15 protein-coding genes are annotated in these 16,382 nt (G+C 36.2%); 2 read left to right on the forward strand and 13 right to left on the reverse strand.

Annotated features, from left to right (window positions below; translation table 11 throughout):
- Nucleotides 1-120: 120 nt before the first annotated feature.
- From HNR27_RS12095 to copZ (HNR27_RS12140), 10 genes are all read right to left on the reverse strand, one after another.
- Nucleotides 121-4,131 (reverse strand): Ig-like domain-containing protein, encoded by a 4,011-nt coding sequence (locus HNR27_RS12095; RefSeq protein ID WP_429339919.1) that lies wholly within the window; start codon nucleotides 4,129-4,131, stop codon nucleotides 121-123.
- A gap of 430 nt (nucleotides 4,132-4,561) precedes the next feature.
- Nucleotides 4,562-5,146 carry a class D sortase gene (locus tag HNR27_RS12100; RefSeq protein ID WP_429339920.1) on the reverse strand — a complete coding sequence of 195 codons (585 nt, stop codon included), beginning with the start codon at nucleotides 5,144-5,146 and terminating at the stop codon, nucleotides 4,562-4,564.
- 94 nt (nucleotides 5,147-5,240) lie between these two features.
- Nucleotides 5,241-6,071: a GNAT family N-acetyltransferase gene (locus HNR27_RS12105; RefSeq protein ID WP_429339921.1), complete on the reverse strand. Its 831-nt coding sequence runs from the start codon at nucleotides 6,069-6,071 to the stop codon at nucleotides 5,241-5,243.
- A gap of 1,146 nt (nucleotides 6,072-7,217) precedes the next feature.
- The gene (copZ, locus tag HNR27_RS12110) at nucleotides 7,218-7,424 is read right to left on the reverse strand and encodes a copper chaperone CopZ (RefSeq protein ID WP_429339922.1); all 207 of its coding nucleotides are present in this window, start codon (nucleotides 7,422-7,424) and stop codon (nucleotides 7,218-7,220) included.
- A gap of 30 nt (nucleotides 7,425-7,454) precedes the next feature.
- Nucleotides 7,455-9,839 carry a heavy metal translocating P-type ATPase gene (locus HNR27_RS12115; RefSeq protein WP_212920973.1) on the reverse strand — a complete coding sequence of 795 codons (2,385 nt, stop codon included), beginning with the start codon at nucleotides 9,837-9,839 and terminating at the stop codon, nucleotides 7,455-7,457.
- A gap of 12 nt (nucleotides 9,840-9,851) precedes the next feature.
- A complete protein-coding gene (locus HNR27_RS12120) occupies nucleotides 9,852-10,154 on the reverse strand; it encodes a metal-sensing transcriptional repressor (protein WP_212920856.1) in 303 nt (100 codons plus the stop codon).
- A gap of 208 nt (nucleotides 10,155-10,362) precedes the next feature.
- The gene (locus HNR27_RS12125) at nucleotides 10,363-10,986 is read right to left on the reverse strand and encodes a nitrite reductase (RefSeq protein WP_212920857.1); all 624 of its coding nucleotides are present in this window, start codon (nucleotides 10,984-10,986) and stop codon (nucleotides 10,363-10,365) included.
- Between the two features lie 125 nt (nucleotides 10,987-11,111).
- Nucleotides 11,112-11,390, reverse strand: a complete 279-nt coding sequence (locus tag HNR27_RS12130) for a glutaredoxin family protein (RefSeq protein ID WP_212920858.1) — start codon at nucleotides 11,388-11,390, stop codon at nucleotides 11,112-11,114.
- A gap of 26 nt (nucleotides 11,391-11,416) precedes the next feature.
- On the reverse strand, nucleotides 11,417-12,091 hold the full coding sequence (locus HNR27_RS12135; protein ID WP_429339923.1) for a hypothetical protein: 675 nt from the start codon (nucleotides 12,089-12,091) through the stop codon (nucleotides 11,417-11,419).
- Between the two features lie 126 nt (nucleotides 12,092-12,217).
- Nucleotides 12,218-12,424, reverse strand: coding sequence for a copper chaperone CopZ (copZ, locus tag HNR27_RS12140; protein ID WP_212920860.1), 207 nt, complete (start codon nucleotides 12,422-12,424; stop codon nucleotides 12,218-12,220).
- A gap of 278 nt (nucleotides 12,425-12,702) precedes the next feature.
- Between copZ (HNR27_RS12140) and HNR27_RS12145 the strand changes: the two genes are divergently transcribed.
- Both HNR27_RS12145 and def read left to right on the forward strand, forming a co-directional pair.
- Entirely contained in the window at nucleotides 12,703-12,894 is a 192-nt protein-coding gene (locus HNR27_RS12145; RefSeq protein ID WP_212920861.1) for a helix-turn-helix transcriptional regulator, read from the forward strand.
- Nucleotides 12,887-13,462 carry a peptide deformylase gene (gene def, locus HNR27_RS12150; protein WP_212920862.1) on the forward strand — a complete coding sequence of 192 codons (576 nt, stop codon included), beginning with the start codon at nucleotides 12,887-12,889 and terminating at the stop codon, nucleotides 13,460-13,462. The genes HNR27_RS12145 and def overlap by 8 nt, the downstream gene beginning before the upstream one ends.
- A gap of 375 nt (nucleotides 13,463-13,837) precedes the next feature.
- Here the strand turns inward: def and HNR27_RS12155 are convergent, their stop codons facing one another.
- The 3 genes from HNR27_RS12155 to HNR27_RS12165 form a co-directional block, all read right to left on the reverse strand.
- Nucleotides 13,838-14,293 (reverse strand): GNAT family N-acetyltransferase, encoded by a 456-nt coding sequence (locus HNR27_RS12155; RefSeq protein ID WP_429339924.1) that lies wholly within the window; start codon nucleotides 14,291-14,293, stop codon nucleotides 13,838-13,840.
- A gap of 255 nt (nucleotides 14,294-14,548) precedes the next feature.
- Nucleotides 14,549-15,427, reverse strand: a complete 879-nt coding sequence (locus HNR27_RS12160; RefSeq protein ID WP_212920864.1) for a class I SAM-dependent methyltransferase — start codon at nucleotides 15,425-15,427, stop codon at nucleotides 14,549-14,551.
- A gap of 357 nt (nucleotides 15,428-15,784) precedes the next feature.
- Nucleotides 15,785-16,132: a YkgJ family cysteine cluster protein gene (locus tag HNR27_RS12165; protein ID WP_429339925.1), complete on the reverse strand. Its 348-nt coding sequence runs from the start codon at nucleotides 16,130-16,132 to the stop codon at nucleotides 15,785-15,787.
- Between the last annotated feature and the right edge of the window lie 250 nt (nucleotides 16,133-16,382).

The raw sequence follows: 16,382 nt of genomic DNA on the forward strand, positions 1-16,382 counted from the left end.
TACACATATAAAACGAAAAATAATTGTCCATAAAAAGTTTAAATAGGCAGCCAGATAATATCTGACAGCCTATTTATTCTTAAGTGATAGTTCCATAAAAAACGTCGTGTTACTTGTTTCTTATTCTGCATTTGACTTCACAAAACGTCTTTGTAGTACTAATAGTACCAGCCCCAAAATTACTACCCCAAAACCTATAACTAGCATATTATATGTGTTGGTTGCAGTTTTAGGCAAGAGACTATCGCTTTTATCCTTGATCAAACCAGCTTGAGCTTCCAATAAGTTAGCGTATGCTTCATCAATTTCAACCTGTGTTGCTTTAGGATTCGCTAAAACATCCTTAGCCTTCTTTAATGCTTTTTGATACAGCTTCCAGCTTAATTTGGTATAATCTGCTGCATTAAAGTTTTTCTCCTGCTTTATTTGGGATTCTAGTGATTCTTTATCAACAGTCAGGCTTTCACGAGCCTGCTTTAACTGATTGAGAGCTTCATTAATCTCAGCTTGTGTTGCCTTTGGATTATTTAATACGTTGATAGCATTTGCTAATGCCCTCTGATAAACAGCCCAGCTGGCCTTTGAATAGTGATTTTCTACTAATTCTTTTGAAATTGCTTCTTCCTTCATCAAATCAGCCTTGTATACTAATTCTTGATAAGCCTCAGCTAAATCAGCCTTCGCTTGTTCAACCTCTGCCTGAGTTGCTTCAGGATCAGCAATAACGTTTTTAGCATGATTAGAAGCCTCTACAAACCGAGTCCAGGATTCTTCTGTATATGCTGCTTTTTCGTGCTTTTCCTTGTAGATCTTATCTGCTATTGCTATTAATTCATCTTTATCAACAACGATAAATGTATGTTGTTTTGTTACATCTGATCGCCCATCCTCAGAAACAGTTACTTCAACCACATATTCACCTGGAGCAAGCCTATCACGAACCTGATATGTCCAAGTTCCAGCAGGCTGTATATCAATATCAGCTAATTTTACAACAACGTTACCCTCGGAATCTAAGATTGTAATTGTTGCTCGATCGGCTCCTGGATCTACAGTACCTTTAATTGCTGGGGTTGTATCATTTGTAATATTTTTCGGCAAGTTAATTTGTACGGATTTCCCGAAAAGATCACCAGCTTGGAACATGAAATCTTCCACAGCTGTTCCATTTTCCTCCTTACCGACAAGGCTTGAATCCCCTGTTTTGGTATACTCTACTTTAACATTAGCATCACTTGATAGTAGCGCTTCATTCGGAAGAGTCAGCTTTACCTTATTTGTATCACCGTTATGATCGGAATCAATTAATTCCGAAGTAATGACATTTACCTTTTCACCATTGATAAATACTGAAAATCTGTGCTTATTGCCTGATTCATCACCAGTAAATGTTACATTTTTATCAAATTCTAATATAATCTCATTGGTACCATGCTCAAAGGTAGCATTTTTAGCTATTGGAGGGTGCTTTTCAAGCAAATCCCTTTTTGCCTCAAGCTCTGCAAATGCCCGATCTACCTCTTCCTGGGATATGCTTGGATTATTTAAAGTCTCATATGCACGATTACGTGCAGCTTCAAATTCTTCCCATCCGGCACGATAATCGTCTGCCTTAAAATTATTTACCTCATCATATTCTGTTTGAAGTTCTGTTTTATTTATAACTGTGAACGTTGCAGACTTTGTTACGCTTCTGCTATTTTCTGTATCTATTGCTGTTACTTCAAATGTATAACTACCAGGTAGAAGTTCATTGCTGACAGGAATCGTATACGTCCATGTACCCCCTGAATTCATTGTCGCCTCTACATTCGTTAGAACAGGATTATTTTGCTGATCGTATATAGTTATCCTAATTTGATCTGCTTCTATATGAGAAGTTCCTGTTAAAACTGGAGTTCTAACATCCGTATTACCTGTTATAGTTTGAATCTGAAGTGCAGAACCATATTCATCTGTTGCTATAACTGTAAAGTCTTCATCAGGAGAACCATTTTCTTCATCTCCATAGAGGTTCGGATTTGCCGTATTCTTTTTATAGATGACAGTAATATTTTCAGCATCACTGTTTAACGGTTGATCAATGGTTAATGTAACTTTGTCACGATTAGCTATAGCTGATGTAACTTGGTGTTCTTCACCATTAATCAGTATAGTAAACCCTTCTGCTGGATTAGCGGTATTCGTAAGTACCACATTCTTATTAAAGTCGATCGTGATTTCTTTTCCGCCATGTTCAAATATTGCAGGTACTGTTTCAATTGGTGAGTGTCTTTCTAATGCAGCTTTTGCCGCTTTAAGATCTGCCAGTGCTGCATCAACTGCCGCTTGATCAGGATTCAATCCATCACTAGTATCAGCAATATTTTTAAGTAATTCCTTTGCTGCTTGTAACGCGGAAGCAAACCCCATGTTTCCCTCTGCGCTGTCTTCCCAGCCGGCTTGATAATCATTCTGGTTTAGTTCACTTACTACATCAACATATGCCTCTAATTCAGCTTTATTTACAAAATTGAAGGTAGATGTTATAGCTGGATTCGTTTCTAGGTCTGCATTTGTCGCAGTTACACTAATTTCATATACACCTGGCACTATTAATTCATCTATTCCATTTAACAACCAACCCGAGTCTGTAACGATAGCGTTCCCCATATATACGTAGCCATTTGGACCAGTTACGGTAACACTTACGGTTGATCCATCTAATACATTACCCGAAATTGCAGGAGAAGAACCATAGATGAGTTCACCCTCATGAGGTATGTTAATAGTTAAGGATCTTTCCAGTTCATTGTCCATTAGAATTGGAACTGTTACTTCGTTACTAGGTTCCCCAACACCATTTGTCAGTGTAATGTTTACATGTCGATCCCCTAGTAGCTTCGTAGTTTCATATGTTACAAGATGACCAATTTGTTCAGCTATGCTTGCAACCACTTTCCCACTTAGAATACGAATATTATCTATACTTAATGTCGCCCCATGTGTTGTACCATCTGTTCGATTAAATGATCCAGCAACAAAACGGAAACGATATGTTCCATCTTTCGGAATTACCCCAGTATTTGTAGTCCAGGATTGTGCGGACCCTCTTCCATAAAGTATCTCCGTATGCTCCTGCGTTGCTTCATTTACTAAAAATCCATATACTTCGTAATCATCGCCACCATCATTCGCTTTCCAGTCAAAGCCTAGTTGATCGCCTGCATTTGCCTCAAATGGATCACTGATTGCTTCAATACCAAAGGAAGAGGCAATTTTACCATCTAGTACATTATAATCACCAGATTTAAGTCTAGCATTTAGGAAGCCGATTTCCAGAGCCTGACTTGAGGAAGACTTGTCCACATACACGTTACTCACATATTTTTCAAGGGTTCCAAAAACTGCCTCATAGCCTTCAACATATTGATAATCCTTAGATATAGCTTGTTGGTTATAATCTACATTTGTCACATAAGTGTACGAACCACCTGGACCTGTAACTGTGTAGGTGCCGTCCCCATTGCTTATCACACTATCATAACGACGGCTTTGTGTTTTGGTTGCTAAATCCCCTAACCAAATTTGCTCAATGGCGGTTCCATTTGGACCATTACTAGAATTATTAATAGTCCAGTTTGGAACTGGAATAAACTCCCCAACTGATCCTTCTTCAAAATTACCATTAGGAATTGGAATGGTTGAGAAGTCAATTTGAAGTGACGTACCATCCCCATTTAAAGAATCGTTCACTTTCGCAATGTCCTCACCCGGATCATCATAGTCACCATCTCCGTTGGAATCCATATAAATGGTGCCATTAATGATCGCAATCTTTTGTCCGCCTTCTAATGTATACTCTCCATCTGGAAGCTTGAGTTTTTCAGATGAGTCACTTCCTTCGGCAATATCAAACCGGATGTTCCCACCTGAAAACACCTCATTGACTTCTGCAGCAACCTTAAGATCAGGGGCTACGTTAACTGATACCGCTATCTCATTAGGAACGTTATCATTATAGTCAATCCCTTCAGTATTAGTGCCGATATTTGCTGCAAATACAGGTCCTAACCCAATTCCCGGCGTTATGGACCCAAACAATAAAAGAACTGTAAAAAACATTGAAATTTTAGCTTGGTGCTTTTTCAACCTTGATATCTCCTCTCATCTTCTATAGCCTTTTATCTATAAAAATCAGGAACCTTAAAGTCCGTACAATATTCTAGATGCTACTATTCCGATGCTAGCTTATCAAAAAAGGCTATACAAAAAATATACAAAATCCGACACCAGGTACTATTGTTCTCGTTACTTTGAATAATCATTGAAAAACTTGGATAAAAAAATATATTTAGTCATAAAATTGAGGAATTAGCCGTTGTAATCGAGGAACGGATATGGTGGGATAGGTTACAGATACTTCAGAAGATGTAAGATATTTGTTATACATAGTCTTAGTTAAAAAGCCTATTTGTTATCATTACGACATTGCGATGTACAAACAAAAAAGGCCTATTGTTTCACATAGAACAACGGACCTTTAAATTAAGTCTTGTCTAATAAAATTTAATACAATACTTTATTTTACCCTTTTTGCAGTATAAATAAATCGTTCTGGTGCATCCCCTAAATATCCGAAGGGATAACATGTCGTTACTGTTAGAATTTCTTCCGGAGCGGTAGATTTGATGACGGTTCGATCATCCGCGTCTACAATTTTAGTGTCTACAATCTCATACGTGAACTCGCCATATTGTACCTTCACAACAAAATGGTCGCCAATTTCGAGTTCATCAAACTTTTTAAATACAGTATCTCGATGACCAGACAATACGATTTGATCACCTTGAGTAGGAAGAGCGGTACCTATATAATGTCCGACCCCTTTTCTTAATTCTTCATCATTCGTACCCTCAACAATTGGTAGCTTCTCATCTATCTTAGGAACCTCCAACACCCCAATGGTATCTCCTTTATCAAAGCTTGGAATAATAATCTCCGTTCCTTCCGGATTAGTGCCTGCTAATATTTCTTCAGCTTCAGCCAACGTTTCATCTGTGTATTTCTTTGATTCCCAAATCTGATAGATGGCGTAACCTGACAACAAAACACCCGCTATTATTAAGGCTATCGAAAAGAAATGAATTAATTTTTTAAATCGCATCGTCACACAACCTACTTTCATGCAACATTGTTATTGTCTATATAGTGTTATATAATTCTATCATTTTAGACTATACATAAACTATATAAAATATCTATTCAAGTGAAAAATAATATCCAACATAGTTAAATTTATTTTTGAACCCTATATTCTCCGCAACTGCAACGGAGGGCTTATTCATTTCCATACAATCCCAATACGGAACCAAATGATTCTCGAAACAATCTTTTACAAAACTGTAAGCTACCGTTTGAGCTAATTTTTTCCCTTGATGAGCCTCTAATGTTTCAATATCTATGCAATGTTCATTTCCTGCCACAAAGCCTGAAAAACAAACACTAACAATCTCATTGTTATAAAGGATACAATAACCAATGCCATTTCTAAGGAAGATCTCTGGTGAGGACCAATACGCTAAAACTTTTGATTGTAAAAATTCTATGTTGTTTATCGTGTTATTCTTATTTTCAAAGAGTGTATTGCAGATTCTAATGACCCTATATCCTTCTTCAATTGCTGGCACAGAATTACTTTTAAAATTGCCCTTTCGCATAGTATAAACCCTCTGAATCCAGCTCTCTATTTTGCGATGTTCAAAAACGCTCTCAATAACCTTATTCCATTTTTCATGATTACCAACTACTTCAAACCATTTTAGTTGGACTTTTCTTGCTTCTGGTTTGATTACATTGTCAATATAATGATTTATTTCATTATTAAATGCATCGTTTTTCTCACTTCCAAAAAGGATAAAGCCATCATTATTTCCTAACCAAATAAGCCCGGATGTAGGGTTCTTACTATCATTTACAAAGATACGGCCCGGATTAATATTTTCAACAATTGCTTTTGCTTCTAAATGCCCTTGTTCATTTAACAGCTTTCTACACTTACCGAAATCAGTTTTATCTAATTCTACAATCATAATATAGCACCTGTTATCTCTCTCAAAAATTTCTTCGTTCAATATCCAACCATATTATCATAAATTTTCCAAAAACTCATCGTTTTATTGTGTTGTTAATCCATTTTCTACTCATTAATGGGATTAGCAATTGAAGAAGTAAACAATAGTATGTTACTAAAAAAAGGGTATTCGGATTCTAGTGTGGAACAAATAAATCCTATGATTTCTTATATGATAAATGGCTAAAGGAGAACAACTATCACACGCTTGGATACGATATCGAACTATAGGATGAACGTTACAAACCTAAAGATACAAAAAATGAAATTGAGATGTATGTTACTGTGAAGCATACTTAATTTATTTAAGGAGGCAGTGGAAGAAACCAATTCCAATTGCCTCTTTCTTTTTAAGGAGAAAGCTAGCATCTTTTTCCGAACCCAGGAACCCCGCTTCATTGGCTCGGAATTGCGGTTATTACGTAGCAATTTCATTAACTAGTTTGGTAGATATTTGTTTTATTAGCAAAAGGTGGTAGGTAGGTTACTATGATATGCATTACGTTTGTCATTAAGGTGATTCTATTACGCTGGTGGCCGGGTTTTTCGTTATCTTAGTCTATTAGAGCGGTTCTATTAGACTGTGTTCCGGGTTTTTCGTTATCTTTGTCTATTAGAACGGTTCTATTGGACTGAGTTCTGCGTTTTTCGTTATCTTAGTCTATTAGAACGGGTCTATTAGACAGTGTTCCGTGTTTTTCATTATCTTTGTCTATTAGAACGGTTCTATTGGACTGAGTTCCGCGTTTTTCGTTAACTTAGTCTATTAGAGCGGGTCTATTAGACAGTGTTCCGTGTTTTTCATTATCTTTGTCTATTAGAACGGTTCTATTGGACTGTGTTCTGCGTTTTTCGTTATCTTAGTCCATTAGAACGGTTCTATTAGACTGAGTTCCGCGTTTTTCGTTAACAGAGTCTATTAGGACTGTTCTATTAGACTGAGTTCCACGTTTTTCGTTATCTTTGTCTATTAGAACGGTTCTATTGGACTGAGTTCTGCGTTTTTCGTTATCTTTGTCTATTAGAGCGGTATTTCCACACTATTTTCCGATTACCCAAAAAAAGCTGATTTCCGTTACAGGAAGTCAGCTTTTGATTCATATATTTAATTTTCAACATCATAGCCTTGCTCTTCGATAGCGTCTTTCATGGTATCAACATTTACCTTTGATTCATCAAAAGTAATATCTACTTTACCAGCTTCTAAACTTACTTCTGCTTTTGATACGCCATCTAATTTTTTTAATGCACCTTCTACTGACATTTTACAATGACCACAGGTCATACCTCGTACATTTAACGTTTTCTCCATTTTCTTTTCACCTCCTTTAAAAGGGTCTGATTATAGTTTTACTCGTTTTAAACGAAGTGAGTTGGTAACAACACTTACAGAACTTAATGCCATTGCTGCACCAGCAACCCATGGTGCGAGTAGCCCAATAGCTGCTACTGGAATTCCTGCTGTATTATAGCCGAATGCCCAGAAGAGGTTTTGACGGATATTTCGAATGGTTGCATGACTAATTCTAATGGCTTTCGGTATGAGCAATAGTTCACCACCCAGTATAGTTACGTCAGCAGCTTCAATCGCTACTTCTGTACCAGTTCCGATAGCAATTCCAATATCTGCAGTAACTAATGCAGGTGCATCGTTCACACCGTCACCAACCATTGCCACTTTTTTACCCTGTGCTTGAATTTCTTTCACTTTATCGGCTTTCTCTTCAGGCAATACCCCGGCAATCACTTTGTCAATTCCTACCTGTTTTCCAATTGCTTGAGCTGTTCTTTCGTTATCACCTGTTAACATGATTACTTCTAGCCCTTGTTCTTTCAATTCTCTAATTGCTTGTGGTGCTGTTTCTTTAATCGTATCTGCAACAGCCACTATTCCACGAAACTCCCCTTCAATGGCAATCAACATCGCTGTTTTGCCATTGGTTTCATATTCAACTAATTTATCTTCATTCGCTTTAATATCAATTTGGTGATCATTCATTAACTTTCTATTTCCAACAAGAACTTGTTTTCCAGCAATCTTGGCTTCGATACCATGACCAGGTATCGCATGAAATTCATCGACATCCACAAAATCAATTTCGTTTTCTGTTGCGTACGCCACGATAGCGCCTGCTAATGGATGCTCTGAACCCTTTTCTGCGCTTGCCAATAATTGCAGTGCTTCTTTATCGCCAGTAAAATCCGTTACTTCCGGCTTTCCTTTTGTAATGGTTCCTGTTTTATCAAGAACGATAGCATTCAACTGATGGGTTCTTTCTAAATGTTCTCCACCTTTAAACAAGATGCCATTTTCAGCAGCCTTACCCGTACCAACCATAATAGATGTTGGAGTTGCTAACCCTAAAGCACACGGACAAGCGATAACCAGAACTGCAATTGCCGCCACTAATGCAGGTTCAAATTGACCTGGATCGACAAACACGATCCAAACAATAAATGTTAGAATAGCAATTCCTACAACAATTGGTACAAAATAGCCAGATATAATATCAGCCAAACGTTGTATTGGCGCTTTTGATCCTTGCGCTTCTTCGACCACTTTGATAATCGATGCAAGGGCAGTATCTTTTCCAACCTTTGTCGCTTCCATTTCAATGGAACCATTTTTATTAATGGTAGCCCCAATTACTTTAGTTCCGGGATCCTTTTCGATAGGAATTGATTCTCCTGTAAGCATGGATTCATCTACAGAGGTTCTTCCTTTAACAACGATACCATCTACAGGTATTTTTTCCCCTGGTTTTACAACTAATCTATCACCGACAATAACTTCCTCAACCGGAATCATCACTTCTTGCCCATCTCTGATGACACGAGCTTCTTTTGCTTGTAAGTTAAGCAATTCAGATAGTGCATTCGTTGTCTGGCTCTTTGCTCTTGCTTCTAAATATTTACCAAATAAGATCAACGTTATTAACACAGCACTGGTTTCAAAGTATAAATGTGGCATATATTCAGGATTACCGATGGTCTTCACTGCTTCGTACAAGCTATAGAAGTATGCAGCACTTGTACCTAGTGCCACTAGCACATCCATGTTTGCTCCACCATTGCGAAGGTTCTTATATGCACCTACATAAAATTGCCATCCAATGATAAATTGAACAGGGGTTGCTAAAGCAAATTGGAACCATGGATTCATGAATATATCCGGTATAGTCATATTAAATAAATGAACAAGCATGGTAACCAATAGTGGTATCGAAAGGATGGCAGAAACAATCAACTTGATCTTTTTACCTTGAAGCTCTTTCTCCTTATAGGTTTGCTTTTCCTTTACTTCTACCTTTGGTTTTGCGTCATAGCCAATATTTTTAATCTTTTCAATCAAGCTTTCTACATCGACTAATGCTGGATTGTATTCAATCGCTGCACTTTCTGTCGTTAAGTTCACTGTGGCATTCGAAACGCCCTCTTGTTTATTCAGTACCTTTTCAATCCGGGTTGAGCATGCTGCACAGGTCATTCCAAACACATCGAGATCTACTTTCTCTTTTAATACACCATAACCGATATTTTCTATTTTCTTTGTAATCTCATCTAGTGAGGTTTTTTCTGGATTGTAATCAATAGATGCCTTTTCCGTAGTTAAATTAACCTGAGCTTCTACCCCATCCATTTTATTTAATGTCTTTTCAATACGGTTGGAGCATGCCGCACAGGTCATACCCGTTATACCTAATGAAGCGTGACTTGTTTCGCTCATCATGATTCCCTCCTACTTGGAGAATTGTTTTAGAACCTCCATTAATTCTTCAATCGTTTCTTTGCCTTCACCTTGTCTAATTGCATCACTGACACAATGGTTAATATGTCGTTCCGTAACAGCGAAGCCTACATTTTTTAAAGCGGACTGAATGGCACTAATTTGTACTAGAATATCGACACAATAACGATCATCTTCCACCATCTTCTGTATTCCACGAACTTGACCTTCTATTCGTTTTAAACGATTAATAACTTTTTGCTTTTCATCATGTGTTCTCGGTTTACTTGGGTGATCATGTAAGAATTTATCCAAATAAATCACTTCCTTATTTTTTATACTTATACTATACCCCCATACGGTATTATTGTCAACTGAAAAACTCCAGATGATGGACTGAAGAAAGGAATGTCGTAATTTCAGAATGCATTCGTGTAACCAGATACCCAAGTTCACCTATACTCACAAAGTAAATGATTTTATCGTGTCCTTATGGCAGTAACGCTTATCATTTCAAAAAGTCTTATAGTAATCCAATCAATTGTTCTTTCCCTATCCTCTTCCAGAACTTAAAAAATGTCTCCCGCTTTTTCCCCATTTCCGAGTAGGTATCAATAATCTTTTCTATCGTATCGTATAATTCCTCTGGCTCTATATTTTCCTTGAGCAAACATCCGACCTCCGCATCCATTCCTTTTCCCTTTCCGCCGACATATAAATTGTAATAATCCTTAAACTTCATAACACCAATGTCGCTTACCATCGGTTCACCACAGCCTATAGGGCAACCAGTATAGGCCATCTTCAGTGTAAATGGCACCGGTTTACCCGCAAATCGTTTGTTTAATTCTTTTGCTACTGGCATACCTTCTCTTTCCTCACCTTTACAGAAATTGCAGGTTCGCAAGCTCTTTACAAAGTTACCGACTGGATAATAAGACAATCCAACACGTTCAAACTCTGCTATAATTTCTTCTTTTCTATTCTCTGGAATCTCGATATACAGCTGTTGAAAAGTGGTTAATTCAAGTTCATCATCTGCATTCATATACGTTGAGATGGTCACCAATTGTTTAGCATCTAGCTTTGCCCCATAGCCTATTCCCCCGTTTACGGCTATTTTAACTTTCTTCAACTCGTTTTCCATAAATCTCTCCCCTTTTATAATTCTCCATATTATTTCGCACATTAGCAGTTACCATACTGGGGGAGGGTATAAATATTTCAAAAAAATATATTTACTTACCCTCACCCCAAAGTATGGAATGCCAACTATCCTACTTTTAACAGTTTCTTTATTTCATCCTTATTCGTTTCAAACCCTATCATACTCTTTGTCTTTCTCATCAATCCGAATAAAGATGACTGAGAAAATACAAGCGCTGGTACGATTCTATTTCCCGTTATTTTTATAAGCTCTTTTTCTTTTGCTGGGTCTTTTGCTAAATCGTATTCCTTATGAGGAATATCGTGACGTTTCAAGAATTCTTTTAAGTCCTGGCAATCAGAGCAAGTAGGTCGAGTGTACACTTCAAGTCGATAGTCCTTCATCTACCTTACCTCCTTTAACAATTTGCTTATTCCTTTACCTCTATAACAAAAGGATAGACATATTTGTTATCACTGAACTTAAATTCTGCCCAAATCTTGTACATACCGGGCTTAGTAAAATACGCATTAAAGGTAGTTGTATTTGCTGAAGCTGGATGGACATGAATATACGTTTCGACATTCTCATCAACAATAACTACATGGCCTAAAGCACCAAGATGTGGCTCTGGCTTTTCTCCATGCATATGAAAGACTAACGGAACTTCTTCCCCAACAGTTGCATCTACGTCAACTAAAGTTATTGTCTTTCCATTTTGCTCTTTCGTCCAATTATCCTTTCCGTCAAGGTTCGCTTTGCTCGTATCCTTTGTTCCAACTTGTAAAATATTTGGCTTAATCTGGTATGCTTTATTTTTCGGTGTTATATCAACGAACGCTTGATAGGTACCATCTTTCAGAAGTTGGTTTACTGTATAGATTTCTTGTTGCTCCTTCGTTGGATGTAGATGAAAGTACTCCTTCAAATCATTAGAAACAATAATGAAATGCATCACTTTTTCATGTTGAGTCGAAAGCTCGGGTGGGTTACCATTATCATCTTCCAACTTAATAACAACTTTTCCATTATTATAGGTCACAGTTGTTTTAATTTCTGATTCCATATTATGTGCATGGTGATGATGATGTTTACTATGATCCATTGTTCCTTCCTCCTTTTGAACTTGTGAATTTGTAATAGATTATCTTCTTTAAACCTTACGATAACCAACACTATATTAAATTACTCAGGAAAATTAGCTTTTTGGTATTATTTAAAGTTCAGTTTCTTACGCAACATCATATCCTTGCTCTTCAATAACTGCTATAATATCCTTCAATTCGACTTTCTCTGGATCAAAGGCTACATCCACCTTTCCATCCTGTAAATGAACTTTTACTTCTTTAACACCATTTAGATATCCAACACTTTGTTCAATAGAATTCACGCAATGCCCACAAGACATCCCTTGTACGTTAACTGTTTTATTTAACATGTTAAATACCTCCTAGTTTTTATTTCACCTCCACTTTACCATACCCCCGATGGGTATTGTCAAGTATAAAAATCGAACTACTCGTTCCAAATTTACCTCGAGACATATTTGGATAACCGTTAATGCTTCTTCCAGTTCATGCACTAACTAAGTCAATGCTTGATTACACCGATTACTAATACACCCTCAAGAAAATGGTAAAATGTCTAAAGTTATTGACATTTTTATCAAAATTGATAAAATAATTATGTCCAAAACATTTGACATAGGTGATACTGTTGAAAAATAAAATTAAAGCAATACGAAAGAAACTGGGGATAACACAAGAACAGCTCGCTAAGGAGTGTGGTGTTGTTAGACAAACGATAAATTGTATCGAAAATGATAAATATGACCCCACACTGGTGCTAGCTTTCAAATTATCGAAAACTCTAAAAGTAAAGGTAGATGAGTTATTTATTTATGAGTAAATTTCATTCAACGTACATAATTACAATGGAAGATATCATAAGGGAAGGAAATGAAATTCTTCGTCAACCAACAAAAGAAATAATAGGAGCTCCATCTGATGAAGATAAGGAAACATTAATTTGTATGATGAATTTCTTGAAAAATAGTCAAGATCGCCATCTATCAAAAAAATACAAATTGCGTGCAGGAGTTGGCTTATCCGCAAATCAGATTGGCTTAAATAAGCGAATGTTCGTAGCTTATTTGACTGATGAGAAGGGGAATAAGCATGAATATTCTTTAATTAATCCGAAAATAATCAGCCATTCCGTTTCCATGATTTACTTACCACCTAGCGAAGGTTGCCTCTCCGTTGATCGTGATATAAAAGGGTTTGTTCCCAGATATGAGAAGATTAAAGTTAGAGGGCTAAACGTAGAGGGGGAAGAAATAGTAGTGAAGCTTAAAGGCTATGCCTCTATTGTTGTTCAACATGAAATCGATCATCTTAATGGAATTATGTTTTATGATCACATTAATAAAGAAAATCCTTTTAAACTACCTGAAAACTGTAGAAGTTTATACTAAAAAATTAGCTCCATATTCAAGACTTATTACTATATAGGTCATTTGGTTAAGGTAACGTTATAAATCATATTTACTAAGTAATACCATGTACACGGTGACAAAGTAATCAATGAAGTGAATGCACCAGGGTAAATTGAACGAATGATGGATTGCCCCATATGAATAAAAGCATGTAGAATAAAACCAATAGCAACATGGTAAAAAGATAACTATTACCAAAGGCTCCTTGATCACCTATTGATTAGCCAAAATAGCTAAATTACTAATGAATAGAAATATAACTATTATGGCAACCGCAAACTCAGTAGTTGCCATATTCGTTATCTTTTTGATTACTGTATCTGCAATCTCACCGTTTAGCTGAATAACTACAACTTAGCGTTTAAACTCGATAAAGTGACTGGAATTCGAATAAATATTTTCCTTTGAAAATCCAATTAAAGTATAAAATTTATCAGCCTGTTCGGTGTCTGTATAAAGTACCAATATTTTATAATATCTTTTTGCTTCGTTAATTATTTCTTTTACCAAAAGACTTCCGATGCCGTTTCTTCTATACGCTTTGCTAACATAAAATCTTCTTAGCCTGCCAATATTTTGTCCATATGAAAATGGGTCTTTGTTTAATCCACCAATAGCAACAAGTACATTGTCATCATTAAACACACCAAATAAACCCTCTCCAAAATCGTTGAAGGTATTGCTGCCATTTTTATAATCATTTACTAATCTTTCTACAAAACAAAAACCTTCTTCTCTGCTTTGTTTTACTAAACTATCCAAATCAAAATTCAATAGATTATGTATACGCTTGACCTCATATTTCCTCATATAGTTTCTCTCCAATAGATTTTTCTAAAGCAAAATACACTCAAAGCTATTTGACCAAAATTATTATAGGATCTATAGATTCATTGGACATTAGTAAACGAACGGAAATATTCACGCTTCTACATTACAATTTTGATTGAAATAAAGTTTTGCTTAAATTAAAAGGTTCAATAGCACAGTTACTAAAACAAATATCTATTCTTTCATTAAATCACCCATTTATTGAATAAAAATTTAAAGGGCTAGGATTAATCACTATTTTTTTATCTCTCCAAAAGTAATTTTCATGCTGGGGGCGTAAATTAAAGAGGAGTCCATGTTAAATACTTGTGAAAACAGTAGTTCAGCCTCAAATTGCTCTAGTGCATCCTTAGCTGATATCCCTCGTTTTATCAAGTTTTCAATAAACTGGGCTTTATCTACAGGTGCTCCACCCACTCCATCCTCCTTAAGTGAATGAAACAATTTTTGCTTATCTTGTTGATTCTTATCAGGATGGAGGAAATTAACCTTATCACTGACTCGACACTCAATGTTCTTCACGCCCAATTCAGATAAATAAATGGGTACTTTTGCTCCAATATTCCCATCATTTCCAGTTTTGTTTTTACTTCCTTCAAATAGTTTCTGAAGAATACCTAGTGGAACAATTTGTGATTGTTCATATCCCGCAAGTTCGTATGATGACATACCTGATATCCAATGTGGCTCGAAGCAAATTATTTTTCCATCGTTAACAATAGAATCTATCATTCTTTGAAGCATTCTTTTTGGTTCGGACATATGTAACAAAAAAGCATGACAAACAGCAATGTCGTACTTACTCTCCATTTCTATCTCATTCGTATCCGCTACAAAGAATTCCGTTTCATACGGAAGGTTATGAAAGTATTCTTTCGCCTTATTAATAAGCTGTTGGCCTTTATCTATTCCTGTGTATTTAGAGCCCTTTGGTAAAATTGGCAATAATTTCAGTCCTAAATACCCATATCCACAACCAAAATCTATTATATGTATCGGTTTAGAAATCTTCCAAACGCTAGTTACTAGAAACTCCAAATAGTCATCGTTATAATATAAATCTCTTGTTCTTCTTAGGTATTCCAGTTGGGTATCCCAATAATACGCCTCCATACAAGTCCTCCCTTATCCTTTTTTAAGGAACAAATTATTATAAGCTCGATAGTTACTTCTTCTATAACCAGGTTCATTAGAACGTCTGTCACTCATGCTACCATATACTAACACAATATTCCAAAAATACTATAATAATATTGACTAAAAAAGGTGACCATTCCATGATCACCTTGGTTAATACCCTCAAATAGCTAATTTAAAAGCTCGATTATTCCATAAATGAAGTAGCATAAGAGTTTTAAGTGGTTTTATTATAACACTAGCCAGGTAAAACCCATCTTCCCATATAGAAGGATTTCCCCTAATTGAATATGTTTCTATTTTTTTGAGCGATTCCTCCTACCTTGAGGTTCATTATGTGAAATCTCTCCAAGTAAAATCAACACTCAGAATCCCTACTGGCTTTTCATCGGCTATATAGTTATCTTTAATAGCTAATTTCGGTTCACGAAAACAAACAAGATTTTGATGGTGTCCAAATGCCCTGCAAATTGATGGACGTACGGAATGAATACCACATCGATCATTTACTTCATCATAAAAAATACAGGTACCAAAAAAACGTTGTTGCTTTTCTAATTCTAATCGTTTTTTTAGAGGCATCGCCTTTACCTTCTTTTTTATTCTCTTTAGCTCAGCCTCTGTAATAGGAACTGGCCCACAACACATCCCTTTGCAGCCTTTACAAGGTAAAGTTTCCATTGAATCATCTCCTAGAATTATTAATAAGACAGAATCTGGTATATGAATCTTCTAGTTGAATGAATAAACATAGTATTTCATACATAATGAACGGCATTGCTCACTTATCGAGGTATTTCTATTCTCAACAAAACGCAGTCCTATCCCCTACCTAATCCATCTGATAGTTTATATGACATTTCTTCTTCACTTAACGAGCAATATTATTTTTTAGTCCCTCCTTTATAATCTTAAAGCAACTCAAAAAGGT

This window comes from Ornithinibacillus bavariensis, from assembly GCF_050433565.1.
GTDB classification, from domain to species: Bacteria; Bacillota; Bacilli; order Bacillales; family Amphibacillaceae; genus Ornithinibacillus; species Ornithinibacillus bavariensis.

Excerpts from the sequence above, each read along its gene's own strand:
- HNR27_RS12135 (WP_429339923.1), bottom strand. The coding sequence starts at position 12,091 with ATGGATCATAGTAAACATCATCATCACCATGCACATAATATGGAATCA.
- HNR27_RS12100 (WP_429339920.1), bottom strand. The coding sequence starts at position 5,146 with ATGCGATTTAAAAAATTAATTCATTTCTTTTCGATAGCCTTAATAATA.
- HNR27_RS12130 (WP_212920858.1), bottom strand. The coding sequence starts at position 11,390 with ATGAAGGACTATCGACTTGAAGTGTACACTCGACCTACTTGCTCTGAT.
- HNR27_RS12115 (WP_212920973.1), bottom strand. The coding sequence starts at position 9,839 with ATGAGCGAAACAAGTCACGCTTCATTAGGTATAACGGGTATGACCTGT.
- HNR27_RS12155 (WP_429339924.1), bottom strand. The coding sequence starts at position 14,293 with ATGAGGAAATATGAGGTCAAGCGTATACATAATCTATTGAATTTTGAT.
- HNR27_RS12105 (WP_429339921.1), bottom strand. The coding sequence starts at position 6,071 with ATGATTGTAGAATTAGATAAAACTGATTTCGGTAAGTGTAGAAAGCTG.
- HNR27_RS12125 (WP_212920857.1), bottom strand. The coding sequence starts at position 10,986 with ATGGAAAACGAGTTGAAGAAAGTTAAAATAGCCGTAAACGGGGGAATA.
- HNR27_RS12165 (WP_429339925.1), bottom strand. The coding sequence starts at position 16,132 with ATGGAAACTTTACCTTGTAAAGGCTGCAAAGGGATGTGTTGTGGGCCA.
- HNR27_RS12160 (WP_212920864.1), bottom strand. The coding sequence starts at position 15,427 with ATGGAGGCGTATTATTGGGATACCCAACTGGAATACCTAAGAAGAACA.
- copZ (WP_429339922.1), bottom strand. The coding sequence starts at position 7,424 with ATGGAGAAAACGTTAAATGTACGAGGTATGACCTGTGGTCATTGTAAA.
- def (WP_212920862.1), top strand. The coding sequence starts at position 12,887 with ATGAGTAAATTTCATTCAACGTACATAATTACAATGGAAGATATCATA.
- copZ (WP_212920860.1), bottom strand. The coding sequence starts at position 12,424 with ATGTTAAATAAAACAGTTAACGTACAAGGGATGTCTTGTGGGCATTGC.